Origin of the sequence: Limnobacter olei (assembly GCF_029087225.1) — a bacterium.
GTDB lineage: Bacteria > Pseudomonadota > Gammaproteobacteria > Burkholderiales > Burkholderiaceae_B > Limnobacter > Limnobacter olei.
In genome coordinates, this window is sequence record NZ_JARFJD010000010.1 from 1 (window position 1) to 15736 (window position 15736).

12 protein-coding genes and 1 pseudogene are annotated in these 15736 nt (G+C 52.3%); 10 read left to right on the top strand and 3 right to left on the bottom strand.

Going from position 1 to position 15736, the window contains the following annotated elements; all coding sequences use genetic code 11:
• From PY990_RS07360 to PY990_RS07375, 4 genes and pseudogenes are all read left to right on the top strand, one after another.
• Nucleotides 1-193, top strand: a pseudogene (locus PY990_RS07360) (copper oxidase); the annotation flags it as partial.
• Between the two features lie 10 nt (nucleotides 194-203).
• Nucleotides 204-713 (top strand): cupredoxin domain-containing protein, encoded by a 510-nt coding sequence (locus tag PY990_RS07365; protein WP_275271050.1) that lies wholly within the window; start codon nucleotides 204-206, stop codon nucleotides 711-713.
• A gap of 36 nt (nucleotides 714-749) precedes the next feature.
• A complete protein-coding gene (locus PY990_RS07370; protein ID WP_275271051.1) occupies nucleotides 750-1112 on the top strand; it encodes a copper-binding protein in 363 nt (120 codons plus the stop codon).
• A gap of 216 nt (nucleotides 1113-1328) precedes the next feature.
• Nucleotides 1329-2120, top strand: coding sequence for a patatin-like phospholipase family protein (locus PY990_RS07375; protein WP_275271052.1), 792 nt, complete (start codon nucleotides 1329-1331; stop codon nucleotides 2118-2120).
• A gap of 56 nt (nucleotides 2121-2176) precedes the next feature.
• Here PY990_RS07375 and PY990_RS07380 read toward each other — a convergent pair whose 3' ends face one another.
• Nucleotides 2177-2485 carry a hypothetical protein gene (locus tag PY990_RS07380; protein ID WP_275271053.1) on the bottom strand — a complete coding sequence of 103 codons (309 nt, stop codon included), beginning with the start codon at nucleotides 2483-2485 and terminating at the stop codon, nucleotides 2177-2179.
• Nucleotides 2486-2614: 129 nt separating this feature from the next.
• On the opposite strand from PY990_RS07380, the gene PY990_RS07385 reads away from it, so the two are divergent.
• The 4 genes from PY990_RS07385 (at nucleotide 2615) to PY990_RS07400 (ending at nucleotide 8923) form a co-directional block, all read left to right on the top strand.
• Nucleotides 2615-3004: a hypothetical protein gene (locus PY990_RS07385; RefSeq protein WP_275271054.1), complete on the top strand. Its 390-nt coding sequence runs from the start codon at nucleotides 2615-2617 to the stop codon at nucleotides 3002-3004.
• 92 nt (nucleotides 3005-3096) lie between these two features.
• Nucleotides 3097-4422 (top strand): TolC family protein, encoded by a 1326-nt coding sequence (locus PY990_RS07390; RefSeq protein ID WP_275271055.1) that lies wholly within the window; start codon nucleotides 3097-3099, stop codon nucleotides 4420-4422.
• Nucleotides 4419-5792: an efflux RND transporter periplasmic adaptor subunit gene (locus tag PY990_RS07395; RefSeq protein WP_275271056.1), complete on the top strand. Its 1374-nt coding sequence runs from the start codon at nucleotides 4419-4421 to the stop codon at nucleotides 5790-5792. The genes PY990_RS07390 and PY990_RS07395 overlap by 4 nt, the downstream gene beginning before the upstream one ends.
• Complete coding sequence (locus tag PY990_RS07400) at nucleotides 5789-8923, top strand: efflux RND transporter permease subunit (RefSeq protein ID WP_275271057.1); 3135 nt, start codon at nucleotides 5789-5791, stop codon at nucleotides 8921-8923. The genes PY990_RS07395 and PY990_RS07400 overlap by 4 nt, the downstream gene beginning before the upstream one ends.
• Here PY990_RS07400 and PY990_RS07405 read toward each other — a convergent pair.
• Complete coding sequence (locus tag PY990_RS07405; protein WP_275271058.1) at nucleotides 8920-9195, bottom strand: cupin domain-containing protein; 276 nt, start codon at nucleotides 9193-9195, stop codon at nucleotides 8920-8922. The two genes, PY990_RS07400 and PY990_RS07405, sit on opposite strands and share 4 nt — an antisense overlap.
• Before the next feature lie 84 nt (nucleotides 9196-9279).
• On the opposite strand from PY990_RS07405, the gene PY990_RS07410 reads away from it, so the two are divergent.
• Nucleotides 9280-9795 carry a hypothetical protein gene (locus tag PY990_RS07410; RefSeq protein WP_275271059.1) on the top strand — a complete coding sequence of 172 codons (516 nt, stop codon included), beginning with the start codon at nucleotides 9280-9282 and terminating at the stop codon, nucleotides 9793-9795.
• Here the strand turns inward: PY990_RS07410 and PY990_RS07415 are convergent.
• Nucleotides 9750-14741 (bottom strand): PAS domain-containing protein, encoded by a 4992-nt coding sequence (locus PY990_RS07415; RefSeq protein ID WP_275271060.1) that lies wholly within the window; start codon nucleotides 14739-14741, stop codon nucleotides 9750-9752. The two genes, PY990_RS07410 and PY990_RS07415, sit on opposite strands and share 46 nt — an antisense overlap.
• Before the next feature lie 74 nt (nucleotides 14742-14815).
• Between PY990_RS07415 and PY990_RS07420 the strand changes: the two genes are divergently transcribed.
• Nucleotides 14816-15691: a DMT family transporter gene (locus PY990_RS07420; protein WP_275271061.1), complete on the top strand. Its 876-nt coding sequence runs from the start codon at nucleotides 14816-14818 to the stop codon at nucleotides 15689-15691.
• Nucleotides 15692-15736 lie beyond the last annotated feature (45 nt).

Genomic DNA, 15736 nt, shown 5'->3' on the forward strand with positions numbered 1-15736 from the left:
GCCTGGGGATTATTCAGACCCAGGTTGGTACAAGCACCCGGCCAGAACCGTAGCCTTTGAATATGAAGGCCCGGACATGCCCAAGCCAGTTACGTCTGATAAGGCAGGAAAACCCGCCATGAAATCCAGCAATCGACCTCAGGAAACAATCGAGTTGAAGGTTAGAAAACCTCAAGGCCATTCGGGCCACTAAGGAGTTAGGCATGAAAAAAACATTCGCAAATCATTCTTTGTCCCTGTTGCTTGGCGCGGGGCTTTTATTGCCTGTGTCTGTAATGGCGCACGGCACCCAGGAGCACAAAAAGCCAGATACCAATGTACAGACTGTTTTTGAGCAAACCGCTTGGGGCATTGCCGGCACTCCGACCAAGGCAAGCCGAACGGTCAAAGTGGTGATGTCCGACAGCATGCGCTTTGAGCCTTCTTCAATGCAGTTCAAGGAAGGTGAAACAGTGAAATTTGTTGTGAAAAACGAAGGAAAGCTGATGCATGAGTTTGTTCTGGGGACGAAAGACAAGAACCTGGAGCACGCAGGCTTAATGAAAAAGTTTCCAGGCATGGCGCATGACGAACCCTATATGGCGCATGTGGCCCCGGGGAAAACCACTGAGATGGTATGGACATTTAACCGAAGTGGCGAATTTGAGTTTGCCTGCCTGATTGCTGGCCACTTTGACGCTGGCATGCGTGGGCCGTTGCGGGTAGGCAAATAAGCCAACAATTGTTGTTAACACTGAAAAGGAAAAATCATGAAAACCCAATTAATCAAAATCGCTTCTATCTTTGCATTGTCAATTTCGACTTCGGTTTTTGCCGGGGGAGGTCACGGCGGCCATTCAAGTAAAGCCGGTGAGCAAAAGTCCATGGAAGGCATGCAAATGAAGCAGTCTGAAACCATGGAAATGACACAGGGCGAGGTGAAAAAAATTGATCCGAAGACTGGTAAGGTCACGTTGAAGCATGGCGAAATCAAAAACCTTCAAATGCCACCTATGACCATGGTTTTCTCGGCCAAAGAGGCGGCGCAACTGGAAGGCCTGAACAAGGGCGATAACGTTTTGTTTGCTGTGGATCAAAACATGAACATCACCCACATCGAGAAGAAACAGTAAACGGGAGAAGCACCATTGCAAAACAAATCTGGATTTCCCGCTGGGTCCGTTATCGCGGGCAAAGTGGGTTTAATGCTGAGTTTGCTTGGTTCAGCAATGGTGCTTTGCGCCTGTCAAACAATCGGAAATTTTATTCAGCCGGAAAGTCACAAACCAACTGTTGCGGTGAAGAGAGAGCCTTGGTTTAGCGCCGAGCGTGCTACTCGCACACAGAAAATGGAGAAGGGCTTTATTTTGGTTCTGTCCGGTGGAGGGGTTCGGGGTTTTGCGCACATCGGAGTTCTAAAGGCCCTTGAGGAACAGGGGCTTGAGCCCAAAATGGTGATTGGTACCAGCGCTGGCGCTGTGGTGGCCGCTTACTGGGGGTTGGGTTATACAGCCGATCAAATGATGCAACGTGCTGATTCACTAAGTAGCCGGGATCTGTTTGTACCTGTGTTGCCCAACCTGGGGCAGCCAGTTTTGAAGGGCGAGGCAGGGGTGTTCTCTGGCCAGTTTCTCGAGCGACAATTGCGTCGTGATTTTGGCGTTCAAACATTTGAAGATCTCTTAAAACCAGTTGCCATCGTGGCCACTGATCTGGAAACCGGTCGTCCCGTAGTTTTCAATTCGGGTGATGTTACTCAGGCTGTGCGTGCGTCTTCAACAATTCCGGGTATCTTCACACCACCTTCGATCAATGGACGTCTTTACATCGATGGCCAAGCCAGTTCACCACTACCCATTGGCCCGGCGCAGCGTTTGAGCAAACTACCCATTCTTGCCGTGGATGTGGTGTATCCACCCGAACTTGCAGAGGTTTCTACGCTGACCGATGTGATGTTTCAAACCTTCTTGATATCCAGTTTCCGGATCAAAGAGCTTGAGATGCCAATGGCAACAATGATCATCGCGCCGCAACTAAGCAATGTGGGTCAACTGGGTCTGAATGACCGTCATTGGGTATTCAACGCCGGTTATCTAGAAGCCAAAGAAAAACTTCGAAATTCTGAAAAACTGCTGAAATGATGTGTCAAATAAGTGCAGGGTTGGCGTGAATTTCACGCCAACCCTCTCCCCTTTCATTAGCTTGCATCGCCTTCGGTAAGGTCAACGCTTTTAATCGCACTCAGTACCTCAGCCCGTGACTTGGATGATTCAAATTCGTGTACCAACAATGTCGAGTCTCCGGCCAGAGGGTTGAACCGATCTGCTTTTACAGCTTGTTGATACTCATTTAGCACGGTCGCTTGGGAGGCCGATTTACCTTGGCTGATCAGTGTCACGTGGTCAGTGCCATCGCCGTGATCTGTAGGGCCACTGGCCAAGGCAAAAGCTGGAAGCGTTGCGGAAATGGCAAACACTGTGGATGCGATCAATTGACGTGTTTTCATGGTAAATCTCCTTGAGTGTATTAGTTTGGGTTTTGCCTTTGCTTTCCATCAAGCGTTGGCATGACTCACACTTTACGTAGGGGCAAATGACCAGATCCTCTCAATTGCATTACAAATTTGTAATGGACAATGAACGTAAATTTCTTGTTGTGCTTATCGACTGTGTGCTACCTTTTCAAGGCAATTACCATTGAAAGCCACATGATCCACCGATTGCTGATTCACGCTGCATTGTTGTTTGCGCTGCTTTTTCAAAGCCTGGCGCACGCGTTGCCATGCTGCGCCGAGATGGATGCATTGCAATCGGACAACACGCCAGTAGCCACAATGGACGAGATGGCGCAACATGTGGAGGAAGGTTGTTTTGCAGGTTCCCCGGTATGTTGTGTGGTGCCTTCGCTGGCTTATGAAGCAGTAATTCTCGACCCTCAGAGTGTTTCACCCGTGCACGTGCCAACAGTGAAAACACTGTTGCTCTCCCAGCTTCAAATTCCTCTTGATCGCCCGCCCCGGGCCTGACTTCTGTTGAAACCCCTGAACTGCCGCGATGCTTGACTGCTCGCGGTTTCCATCGTTTATCTCATGGTTTGAACACCATGCAGGAGGCCCCCATGTTGGGCAAAACAACCTTTATTAAATTGGCGCTGGTTGCAGTGGCTTTGGTGGCAGTATTTTTCATGGGCAAAGTGATTGCCCAAGATACAGCCTCCACCGAGTACACCTTGGCGCAGGCATTGACTCAGCAAGAGCGAGGGGTGTTGAGCCTGTCGCAAGCCCTTGCCCTGGCCGAGCAGCGATCCGAGGCACTGCGTGCGCAAGACGCCGCCACGCAAGCCGCGCAAAGCCAGGCCACCGCAGCGGGCGAGCTGCCCGACCCCATGCTGAACCTGGAAGTGATCAACATCCCTGCCAACGGGCCCGACCAGTTCAGCCTGGCGGCTGACTTCATGACCATGCGTGGTGTGGGTGTTTCTCAAACATTTACCCGGAAGGACAAGCGCAACGCTCAGGCCAATGTGTTCAACAAAAGCGCCGAGTTTGCTCAAGCCGGAAAGTTTCAGGCGTTGAGCAAATTGCGCACCGCCACAGCGCAGGCGTATCTGGATCGGTTTTACTTGCAGGAAATTCTGGCATTGCTGCAATCGCAACGCGCCGAACTTGAATTGCAAATTGAAGCTGCCAATGCCCTGTACCGGTCTGGCAAGACAGCTCAAACCGATGTGTTTGCAGCACGTACAGAACTGGGTTTGATGGACCTGAAAATTCAGGATACACAAACCCTGCTGGATAATGCACAAGCGGAACTGCTGCGCTGGGTGGGTGAGCAAGCTGATGCACCCCTCGCTGGCCCGGTGGACTTGACGCAATCCCGCTTGCAGGCATCAGACCTGTTTGAAAAGCTTCACCGCCACCCGGAGGTGTTGGCCCTTGAAAAAGTCGAGGCCACTGCACTTGCCGAGGTTCAAGTGAAGCAACAGGAAAAGTCCGCAGACTGGACCTTGTCGGTAATGTATGCCGGGCGTGGGCCCGCGTTCTCTGAGATGCTTTCTTTTGGCGCATCACGCCCACTGTTTGTGGACCAAGACAACCGGCAGAATCAGGCACTGGTCTCAGCCAATGCCATGGCCGCAAAGGCCAAGGCTGAGCGCATTGAACTGCACCGCGAACACTTGGTGCAAACACAACGCTGGCAACAGACCTGGAAAAGTAACTTGAAGCGAATCAGCGATTTTGATCGCAGCCTGATTCCGCTGACCCAACAGCGCACGCAAGCCGCGCTCGCAGCTTACCAAGGGGCCACGGGTACCCTGGCCGAGGTGCTGGCTGCGCGCCGAATGGAAATCGACATGCGCATGGAAAAACTGCGCATTCAAATGGACACTGCCCAACTTTGGGCACAACTGGAATACCTGATTCCTGTAGAGGTACAACAATGAAAAAGACGCATATTGCAGTTGGGGTATTCGCAATGGCTGCGCTGGCAAGCGGGGGTTATGGTTTGTGGGCACTGGGAATGAGCCAGGGCATGGAAATGATGTCGGCACCCATTGGTGCTGCTGAAGGCGCTGCTGAGGGAGAGGCTAACACAGTGGGTGGACAGGACCCCTCCACCTGGAATATTCCGCAAGGTGAAGCCGCCACGCGCCGCCACATGGAAAGCGGCATCAAGGCCGGCGATATCGATCCTGAAACCGGGTTGGCCGTGCAGTATTACCACGACCCCATGGTGCCTGGCCGCAAATTCGATTCCCCGGGCAAAAGCCCCTTCATGGACATGATGCTGGTACCAGCCTATTCGGGCGCAGATTCAGCCGACAGTAGCAGTGTAAAGGTAAGTCCGCGCATTCAGCAAAACCTGGGCATACGCACAGCGGCGGTGTCCATGGGCATGTTGGCTCCAGAAATCAGCGCCAGTGGTTCTGTGCAGTGGAACGAGCGTGAGCGGGTGGTGATTCAATCCCGTGCCATGGGTTACGTGGAAAACCTCAATGTGACAGCCACACTGGATGCCGTAAAGCAGGGTCAAACCCTGTTAACCGTGTATGTGCCCGACTGGATTGCAGCGCAGGAGGAATTCCTTTCACTTCGAAAAATGAAAGGTGAGAACTTGCAGCCCTTGGTCGATGCTGCGCGGCAACGCATGTTGCAAGTGGGCATGAGCCATGCGCAAATTCGGCAGGTTGAGCAAAGTGGGCGAACACAACCCCGTGTGGCCATTGTTGCACCCCGCAGCGGCGTGGTGACCGAATTGATGGTGCGCGAGGGAATGACCGTCCAACCCGGCATGACCCTGATGGAAATCAATGGGCTGTCCACGGTGTGGGTGCAGGCCGAGGTACCGGAAGGGCAGGCCGTATACGTGCGGCCAGGTGTCAATGTGGTGGCCAAGGCTCAGGCCATACCTGGCCAAACCTTTGAAGGCACGGTGCAGGCAGTACTTCCCCAGATCAATAGCAACTCCCGCACTGTACTGGCCCGTATCGTGTTGAAGAATTCACAGCAAAGGCTGTTGCCCGGTATGTTTGTTCAAACCCGCTTCATGGATTCAAGCCGACCAGAAACATTGATTGTTCCCTCGGAAGCAGTCATTCAAACCGGCCGCCGCGCTGTGGTGATGCTGGCCAACGACGAGGGTCGGTTCACACCGGTTGAAATTAAAACAGGCATTGAGTTCGATGGGAAAACCGAGGTGCTGGAAGGCCTGCAACCCGGCCAGGAGGTGGTGCTTTCTGGTCAGTTCCTGATTGACTCTGAAGCCAGTTTGCGAGGGCTTGAAGCGCGTTTGAATACCGGAGAGCAACCATGATTGCCTTCATTATTCGCTGGTCGATTGCTAACCGCTTGCTGGTGTTGATTGCCACGGTCATGATCAGTGCGTGGGGTGTGGTGTCATTGTACAAAACTCCACTGGATGCTTTGCCCGATTTATCTGACGTGCAAGTGATTGTGCGCACCAGCTTTCCTGGGCAGGCCCCTCAAATTGTTGAAAATCAGGTGACCTACCCGCTCACCACCACCATGCTTTCTGTGCCCGGCGCGAAAGACGTGCGCGGCTTCTCGTTTTTTGGCGACAGTTTTGTTTACATTATTTTTGAAGATGGTGTGGACTTGTACTGGGCGCGTTCGCGGGTACTGGAGTATTTAAATCAGGCGCAAAGCAGCCTTCCAGCGGGTGCCAAAAGCGCCTTGGGGCCAGATGCCACAGGCGTGGGCTGGATTTACCAATACGCTCTGCAAGACACCACCGGCAGCATGGATGTGTCGCAACTGCGGGCACTGCAAGACTGGTTTTTGCGTTATGAGTTAAAAACAGTCGAGAATGTGGCAGAGGTGGCTTCGGTTGGCGGTTTTGTGAAGCAGTACCAGGTGGTGCTCGACCCTCAAAAGCTGGCGGGCTACGGCATTACACTGGATGAAGTAATCAAGGCCATCAACGAGGCCAATCAGGAAGCGGGTGGCTCGGTGATTGAACTGGGTGAAGCCGAGTACATGGTGCGCGCCACCGGGTACCTGGAGAATCTGGACGATTTTCGTTCGGTTCCCCTGAAAAGCGGTGCAACCGGTATTCCTGTTCAACTCGGCGACGTTGCACGCATCCAGATTGGTCCGGAAATGCGCCGAGGCATTGGTGAGTTGAATGGCGAGGGCGAATCAGTGGGTGGCGTCATTGTGATGCGATCCGGTAAAAATGCCCTCCAAACCATCGACGCGGTCAAGGTCAAACTGGAAAGCCTGAAAGCTGGTTTGCCCAAAGGGGTTGAAATCGTGCCTGTGTATGACCGGTCTACCCTGATCAACAACGCCATCGACAACCTCAGCTTCAAATTGCTTGAAGAGTTCATCGTGGTTGCGCTTGTGTGCCTGGTTTTCCTGTTGCACTTTCGATCTGCGTTTGTGGCGATTGTTTCCCTGCCCTTGGGTGTGTTGGTGTCGTTTATCGTGATGGAGCAGCAAGGTGTGAATGCCAATGTGATGTCGCTGGGTGGCATTGCGATTGCCGTGGGGGCCATGGTGGACGCCGCGCTGGTCATGATTGAAAACGCGCACAAGCATCTCGAACAGTGGGCGCATGACAACCCCGGCAAGGAATTAACAGGCACAGAGCGCTGGCGCGTGATTGGTGACGCATCCACTGAAGTGGGGCCCGCGCTTTTTTCTTCCTTGTTGATCATCACGCTTAGTTTTATCCCTGTTTTCACGCTAGAGGCACAGGAGGGGCGTTTATTCTCTCCCTTGGCGTTTACAAAAACCTATGCGATGGCGGCCTCGGCGGGTTTAGCCATTACCCTGATCCCGGTGTTGATGGGGTATCTGATTCGGGGAAAAATTCCCAATGAAAATTCGAACCCAATCAATCGAGGTTTGATTGCAGCGTATCGCCCCGCACTCGATGCCGTGTTGAAATTTCCAAAAACGACCGTCGCGGTAGCCTTGGTACTATTGGGAATCAGCTTCTACCCGCTTAGCCAGTTGGGCAGTGAATTCATGCCGCCATTGGACGAAGGGGATTTGTTGTACATGCCCACCGCTTTGCCTGGTTTGTCGGCAGGTAAGGCTGCCGAGTTGTTGCAACAAACAGATCGCTTGATCGCCACGCTACCAGAAGTCGAATCGGTTTACGGCAAAGCAGGACGTGCTGAATCAGCAACAGACCCCGCACCCATGGAGATGTTTGAAACCACCATTCAGTTCAAGCCCAAAAGTGAATGGCGAGATGGTATGACAGCCGATATGTTGGTAGACGAGCTGGACAAAATTGTACGCGTACCTGGCCTAACCAACATTTGGGTGCCCCCTATTCGCAACCGCATCGACATGTTGGCCACTGGCATTAAAAGCCCGGTGGGTGTGAAGGTGACGGGTGCAGACTTGGGTACCATCAACAAGGTGGCCGTGGACATTGAAAAGGCCGTAAAAAATATAGAGGGAGTGAGTAGCGCATTCGCTGAACGCCTCACTGGCGGGCGTTATGTGGATGTTGATATTGACCGTGACCTGGCTGCGCGCTACGGCATGAACATATCCGATATTCAATCGATTATTTCAAGCGCAGTGGGTGGCATGAACATTGGTGAAACGGTGGAAGGTTTGCAGCGTTTTCCAATCAATGTGCGTTACCCGCGTGAATTGCGCGATTCACTGACCCGCCTGCGTGCCTTGCCAATTTACACCGGTTCAGGCCAGCGCATTGTGTTGGGCGATGTTGCCAAAATCAGCATCACCGATGGGCCACCCATGTTACGCAGTGAAAACTCCCGATTGGCGGGCTATGTGTACATCGACATTCGCGGGCGCGACCTTCAATCGGCTGTGCTTGATATGCAGCGTGTGGTCGCCGAGCAGGTGGAACTGCCTGCGGGCTATTCCATTTCATGGTCAGGGCAGTTTGAATATCTGGAGCGTGCAACGGCTAAATTGAAGCTGGTGGTGCCATTTACCCTGCTGATTATTTTCGTGTTGTTGTACATGACATTCAAAGTAGTGGATGAAGCTTTGCTGATTATGGCAACGCTGCCATTTGCATTGGTTGGCGGCGCATGGCTGTTGTGGCTTCTTGAGTTCAATTTGTCAGTGGCGGGAGCTGTGGGCTTCATTGCACTGGCGGGGGTGGCTGCAGAATTTGGCGTCATCATGCTGCTGTACCTGAATCAAAGCTGGGCAAGTCGGGTGAAGCGTGGCCTGATAGGCGAGGATGATCTACTGGATGCAATTCGCGAAGGTGCAGTGCTGCGTGTTCGACCCAAAGCAATGACTGTGCTTACCATTCTTGCGGGCCTGATACCTATTATGTGGGGTACAGGTACGGGAAGTGAGGTAATGCAACGGATTGCCGCACCCATGGTAGGTGGTATGGTCAGTGCACCGTTGTTGTCAATGTTCGTGGTGCCTGCGGTGTTTTTGCTGATGCGGCGCAGTCAAACCCAAAAGCCCGATTAACTTTTTCGGCCCACCAGGTACACAACGCCTTGTGGGCCGTAAGATTCACTGTGCAGTTCGTTCAGCGCAAGATGGAACACATCGCCTGCTTCATAGTGGGTGATACGACCAGCACATTCAATTGAAATAGTACCTTCAAGAATCAAAGCTTTTGCCTCGAATGGGTGGCGGTGATCACCCAATCCAGTGTTGCCCTCCCGAGTAACTGTGACCACCTCTGAAAAGCCGGCCAATTCGAGCTCTCTGAGAAATTCTTCTTTTGATTTGTTCATGTGTAAACGCAGATCAAAGTTTGACGTTGAATAAGGTGCAGCTCGACAACCATTATCCTAACCTTACTTCAAAAGGTGTCCGCCATGTTCAACCAACGCAGCAGGTCGCGCTCCCTGTCGTTCGATTCAAATCGACGGCAGGGCTCGTTTCTGGGCAAAGTCAGTAAATTTCTTTTTGTGTTGTTCAGTTTGATGGTCGTCACCGCACTCACTTTGTTTGGTGTGTCTTCCTGTCAGGAAAAAGCGGCGGCCCAGCAGGTACTGTCGTACACATCGAAAAACAATTGCGAATTCCGGTTTGAGGGCGTCGGCCACACCCTGATCGAAAATCACTGCGGCAACAGTGCCGGAGTGTATTTCATGACGCCACAGGGCTTGCACACTGCGCCGTTGATCGATCCCGAAGTCAGCACCCTGGTGAGCCAGCACGGTTGTGAAGCCCCAAACCAGTGCGTGTTCAATCTGGAAATGAAGCCCCGTGCTATCAGTGGCCAGTTTGATTACACCATCAACGGTAAACAGGGTTTTTACAGCTTTGAGTGGCCCAGAGACGATCAACCGCGCTTGGTTGAAAGCAGTAGTACACCCAATAAATCCTGAATTTCAGAAATTTTGGGTGGCTTGGCCAACACAGCATCAATGTACGGTATCACTGTGGTTTGGGCGTCCAGTTGTTTGCCCCAGCCAGTCAGTAGGGTCACCGGGCATTGCTTGTTGATGTTTTTCAAAGCCTCCGCCACTTGCCGCCCATCCATTCCAGGCATGCCCAAATCCGTAATTACCGCATCAAACGGATTTCCCTCAGCGATCGCTTTGGTAAACAATTCAATGCCGTGCGGTCCTGAGCTGGCAATTTGAACCCTGTGGCCGCCTGCGCTTAATCCGTCCTTCAGTGCCCCCAGAACTTTGGTGTCATCATCAATCAACAAAATGTGGAATGAAGGTTGGGGTTTTTGATTCCCTGTCTCGCGGGCCTTTAATTTGTTTTGCCGACAACCTGTGGGTAGCAAAATTCGAACGGTGCACCCCTTACTCTCCTGACTGTCAATTTCAATCTGACCATGCATCCGTTTCACAATGCCATACACCATGGCCAGGCCCAGACCTGTGCCACGTTCACCTTTGGTCGTGTAAAAGGGCTCCAGGCATCGCTTCAGTGTTTCTTCGTTCATACCCAGGCCGGTGTCGCTTATTTCAATCACCACCTGGTCATGGTCGCTTTTCTTCTCCAGTCGGGTCGACAGCGTTATGGTGCCGCCTCTGGGCATGGCATCTACTGCATTGAAAACCAGATTGGTGAGCGCTTCTCGTAACTCGGGTTCCGATGCATCAATCTCGGGTACATCCTGATCAAGTTTCAAGTTGAATTCAATTGAAATACCACTGCGCAGGGGAATATCGTGCCAGCGGGCCTTGGTCAATTCCATGGATTGTTCACACACTTTGGCCAGGTTCACGTTGGTCAGCTCTACGCCTTCCTCTTGTCGTCTGGAAAACTGCCCCATGCGGTCTACAGTTCTGGCCACATCGTCAATCGCCAGTTGAATGGTCTGCAACTGCTTGCGGCCGCGTTCACTCAAGTTACTTTCAGAGCTCAGCAGGGCATCCGTGTACAAAGCCACTGGCGAAATTGCGTTGTTGATGTCGTGTGCAATGCCTCCTGCCATTTCCGCCAATGCTCGCAGGCGTTCTTGTTGCAACACCAGTTGCTGTGTGCGTTGAAGGTTCTGATAGGCCTCCTGCAATTCCCGAAGCAGTTCGGTTTGTGCAAGGGCCAATCCCACGTGTTCGGCCAACTGACGAAGAAATTCAAGCTCATCGGGCGAGAAGGCATCCAGCCCTTTTCGTGCAGTGGTAATAATGCCCAGTACTTTGCTCTCATGCATCAGGGGGGCAATCACCATGCTGTCCAGCCCCGCCAGTTCGTGCATGCCCTCGCCTGTCAGGCACATGCTGCCCCCGAGGTTGGGTTGATACACAAATTCGCCTTGAAGTGCCCTGTCCAGGTGAACACCTTTTGCCGGAATGGACGCATGCAGGTAAAACCCAATGCGGTTTGCAGAAACTTCTGTCACATTGCCCAATGACCTGAATGTAATGGTTTTCTCGAGTTCCGAGTAAGAGGCGGTAAGGCAAAAGTCTGCAGGAAGTTCGTGTTCAATGCTGTTGGTCACCACCTGATAAATACTGTCCAGATCATGTCGATTGCCAATGGCGCGCGTAATTTCGTTGAGCAGGTTCATCCGTATCAATTGCGCTTGACTGCGACGTTCAGATTGTCGGATATGGGTCATATCGGTCATCCCGCCTATCATGCGAATGCCTTTTCCCTGTTCATCCCGAATCACATAACCTCGGTCTAGAACATCCAGCCAATGTCCATCCGCATGCGCGAATCGATATTCTTCCTGCCAATTCTCAATGTCTGAATTAATCGCTGCAAATATGCTGTTGACTGCCCGCTCACGATCATCAGGGTGTAAGCGGTTAATCCACGAGTCGTTATTGGGTTCAATCTTGCTGCGATCAAATCCGAACAGTTTTTCAAATCCTTCATTCCACCAAATTTCATCGGTGATCAGATTCCAGTCCCAGATACAATCTCTCGAAGCGCTAGCCAAAAGACGGAACCGCTCAGATCCTTCTTTTAAAGCCGCTTCAGCTTGTTTTCTCTCGGTGATGTCGCGTTCAATCGCTACCCAGTGGGTGTACCATCCAGTCTCGTCGGCCACGGGAACGATCTCGAGTTCCAGCCAAAACATTTCGCCACTCTTGGTGTAGTTGATCAGCTCTTCACGAACTGGCTTCCAGTCCTTTAAAGCGCTACGAATGCGGTCCAATGCATCGCGCTGTGTCCGTTCGCCCTGCAAAATTCGGGGTGTTTGTCCAATGGCCTCTTCCCGTGTGTAGCCGGTGCGTCGTACAAACGCATCATTCACATAGAGTATTTTTGGGCCATCTCCACTGATGGGTTCGGCCTCGGTAATCAGCACAATGTCGTTCAGACGTTCCACGCATGTTTCCAGCAACTTGAGGCGCTCTGCATTGCGGCTTCGCTCCTCGGCAAACAGCAGGTTTTCAAATGCGAAAGACAAATTTTTCGCCACAGTTTTCAACAGCTGGCTCACTTCGTTGGTGAAGAAGTGAATGCCCGCCCCAAACAACACCAGGCTTGCACGCAGTTTGCCATGCGCGTGAATGGGCAGAATGGCAAAAGACTCAAGACCCTCTTCAATGGCCTGTTTATGCCACATTTTGGCTTGCGGTTCCTCTGCAACATTCTGACAAATATGCAGTTTTCCGGCTCGCAGACGGTTCACCAATTCATGATCACGAGGCAAGGTGGTGGTCTTCATGATTTGCGAAACAAACGCCTGCTGAGAACCATCGGCAGCAGTTACTTTCAAATCGCTTAAGTCTTTGCCAAACTCGCAAACCCAAGCCAAAGGCAAGCCACCCAGTGAACAGAAAACGCTGCATACCTCTTGCAGCAGTTTTTCAGGCTTGTCCAGGTTGTTGGTAATGTCATTCACGCGTTGCTGGGCTTCCAGCAGTCGATTCATATGCATCAGCGTAAGCACCGCTAGCTTGGAATCGGTGATCTCTTGAAAAGCACCTTGCACTCGAATAATCTCGCCTTTCTCGTTGCGCACAGCCTCACCCACCACGCGAGCCCATATTCGCCGGCCATTGCTGGAGCGCATTTCAGGCTCCAGTTCAAAGGGTAGTCCTTCCTTTGAACAGCGGGCCAGCGCAGCCTCAACCATCTTTTTCCACTTGCCATGGTAGTAGCGCAAGGCATCGTCATAACTGTTGGGCAGTTGACCTTTGGTAATCTCCAGTATGTCGAATACTTCTTCTGACCAGTAAAGCCGGGGCACCGGGCCCAGTTCAATGGCCCAGGCACCCAATTTGGCAAGACGCCCGCCAATTCGCTGCAGCGCTTCATTGCGTTTGAGTTTGTCCTCCGCCCGGCGGCGCTCGGTTACATCGCGTTGAATGGATGCAAAATAGGGTATCTCCCCGTTCGCGCCCAACACCGGCACGATGTCCATTTCAAGCCAGTGGGGTTTGCCACTTTTGCCGTAATTCACCAGCTCGACATGCACAGATTCTTTGTTTACAAGGGCAGCCCGAACTTTCTGCAGTTCGGTTTTGTCTGTTTCAGGGCCTTGCAACAGGCGTGGGCTTTTGCCGATTACTTCATTTCTGCCGTAACCTGTTACCCTTTCAAATGCCGAGTTCACGTAAATGATGCGTGGGCCAGGCGCGTCGATTGGTGAGGCCTCGGTAATCATCACGATGTCGTTGAGCCGTTCTACACACGCGCTCAATAATTCTGAGTGTTGCGGGTCAATTTTCTCTTCGATTGTGCTGGTCAACTCAAGGCTTGGGGTCTCTGCTACAACGTTTGCCTGTCGTGTGCTGCTGCTGTGTTGGTGTGTCGGTAAAATCAGGGTAAACACAGCTCCCTTGTCGGGAGCAGACACGGCGGTGATTTGACCGCCATGCCGTTCAATGATTCTTTTTACATTGGCCAGGCCCATGCCGTGGCCTTCAAAATCGTGGGCATTGTGCAGGCGATGAAAGGGCTTGAAAAGACCATCAGCCCGGTCAGGGTCGAAGCCTGCACCGTTGTCGATAACCTTGATTTCGACAGCATCGTTCAGAACATTGGCTTCAACCACAATCGTCGGCAGTTCCCGGATCTGGCTGAATTTCAAAGCATTCGAAAACAGGTTGACAAACACCTGCTCCAACAGCGATTCATCACCTTCAATGTCGGGCAGTTTGGCAATGCTCCAATCAGCCTGTCGCAGGCCTTCGGTCGATTCCACCATGGCTCTGGCTTTTTCCACCACTTCATTCAACACCACCTGGTTGAACTTCAATTCGCCTGAGCCAAGCCGCGCAAAAGCCAGCAGATCAGATACCAATTGCCCGCCGCGTGCACTGGCTTCATTGATACGCAGCAAGTAGCGCTGCTCCTGCTCGTCCAGTTTGCTTTGGGCCCGGCGTGTCAGGCTGCCTGCAAATCCCTGAATAATGTGGCAAAGCGAATTCAGGTCGTGAGCAACGCGCCCGGCAAAGTGGTCTAGTTCATTGTTCATTTCCAGCAAGCGTGAATTGCTGCTGGAAAGGTCGCGGATCAGCTGCGAGTTTTGCAGCTTTAATTTACGCACTTCGATGGCCCGGTTCACCACAGGCATTAATTCGCTGACCTTGAAGGGTTTGAGGATGTAATCCAGCACCCCAAGCTTCATGGCGTCTACCGCCGTTTTAATGCTGCCATGTCCGGTCATCAGCACAGCGCTTAAATCGGGGTCCAGTTGGCGTGCACGTTGCACCAATTCGATGCCGTCCATGCCGGGAAGTCGCAGGTCGGTGAGCAGCACATCAAAGCTCTGGCGCTTCAAGTGTTCCAGCGCTTGGGCTGGTTCAGGAAATCCTTTGACTTCAAATCCCGCGTCCTGAAGCAATGTGCACAGCGCTTCAAGTTGGGGTTTTTCATCATCCACGACGATTAATCGGAACTGCTCGAGCATCTAAAACTCCGGTCGTCGGCTAGGTTTAGCAGATTCGGTGATTACAATGTTCCACAATTACTGGATTTCCTTGAATGAATCAATCCCCCCTTTTGAGAAACGCTTCATTGGCGTTCCCATTCGTCCTGATCTGGACCAGCGCATTTCCTGCTGCGAAAATTGGGTTAATCGACAGCCCGCCCCTGTTGTTTTTAACTTTGCGTTTTCTCATGGCTGGGGCCTTGATGCTGGCGTGGGCGCATTGGCGGGGAACACTTCGCAAATTAACCTTTCAAGAGTTGGGCGTGTTCAGCGTCTTGGGATTGTTGAACCATGCGCTTTATTTGGGTTTGAGCTGGACTGGTATGGGCAGCTTGTCTTCGGGTTTGTCCACCATTCTTATTAGTGCAAACCCTATTGTGGTTGCGGTGCTGTCGTCGTTTTTGTTGCGCGAACCCCTCACGCGGCAAAAAGTACTTGGTTTGGCATTGGGTTTCCTGGGCGTGGCATTTATTGTTCGCAACCGCATAGGTTCCACCACAGACACCCTTGAGGGCTTCCTGCTGGTACTGGCGGCTTTACTAACCCTGGCCTTTGGCACTGTGCTGTACAAAAAATGGCCTGTGCGCACAGACATCGTGACCGGGACTGGTTTTCAGATCATCCTCAGTGGCCTTTTGTTGTTGCCCGTTGCCTTGTTCATGGAAGACTGGTCCACAATCGTCTGGACACCTTCTTTTGCCGGTGCATTTGCCTGGCTGGTGCTGGTGGTGTCGATTACCGGTTATCAGTTGTGGTTTAACCTGTTGGAGCGTGGCAGTGCCAGCGCAGCCAGTGTATGGTTTTTCTTGACACCACCCTTGGGCTTGCTGGCAGGCGCATGGCTACTGAACGAGCCCTTGAACTGGATCGATTTCATTGGCATTGTTCCCGTGGTGTTGGGCATTGTGTTGGTGACCCGGGCGCGTTAGAAAGCCGCACAAAAAAAGGCGAACCGCGTGGGCTCGCCAAAACAG

Bases quoted from the DNA above. Each gene is read 5' to 3' on its own strand.
- PY990_RS07385 (WP_275271054.1), top strand. From the start codon at position 2,615: ATGAACGTAAATTTCTTGTTGTGCTTATCGACTGTGTGCTACCTTTTC.
- PY990_RS07415 (WP_275271060.1), bottom strand. From the start codon at position 14,741: ATGCTCGAGCAGTTCCGATTAATCGTCGTGGATGATGAAAAACCCCAA.
- PY990_RS07365 (WP_275271050.1), top strand. From the start codon at position 204: ATGAAAAAAACATTCGCAAATCATTCTTTGTCCCTGTTGCTTGGCGCG.
- PY990_RS07405 (WP_275271058.1), bottom strand. From the start codon at position 9,195: ATGAACAAATCAAAAGAAGAATTTCTCAGAGAGCTCGAATTGGCCGGC.
- PY990_RS07380 (WP_275271053.1), bottom strand. From the start codon at position 2,485: ATGAAAACACGTCAATTGATCGCATCCACAGTGTTTGCCATTTCCGCA.
- PY990_RS07410 (WP_275271059.1), top strand. From the start codon at position 9,280: ATGTTCAACCAACGCAGCAGGTCGCGCTCCCTGTCGTTCGATTCAAAT.
- PY990_RS07375 (WP_275271052.1), top strand. From the start codon at position 1,329: ATGGAGAAGGGCTTTATTTTGGTTCTGTCCGGTGGAGGGGTTCGGGGT.
- PY990_RS07420 (WP_275271061.1), top strand. From the start codon at position 14,816: ATGAATCAATCCCCCCTTTTGAGAAACGCTTCATTGGCGTTCCCATTC.
- PY990_RS07390 (WP_275271055.1), top strand. From the start codon at position 3,097: ATGTTGGGCAAAACAACCTTTATTAAATTGGCGCTGGTTGCAGTGGCT.
- PY990_RS07400 (WP_275271057.1), top strand. From the start codon at position 5,789: ATGATTGCCTTCATTATTCGCTGGTCGATTGCTAACCGCTTGCTGGTG.
- PY990_RS07370 (WP_275271051.1), top strand. From the start codon at position 750: ATGAAAACCCAATTAATCAAAATCGCTTCTATCTTTGCATTGTCAATT.
- PY990_RS07395 (WP_275271056.1), top strand. From the start codon at position 4,419: ATGAAAAAGACGCATATTGCAGTTGGGGTATTCGCAATGGCTGCGCTG.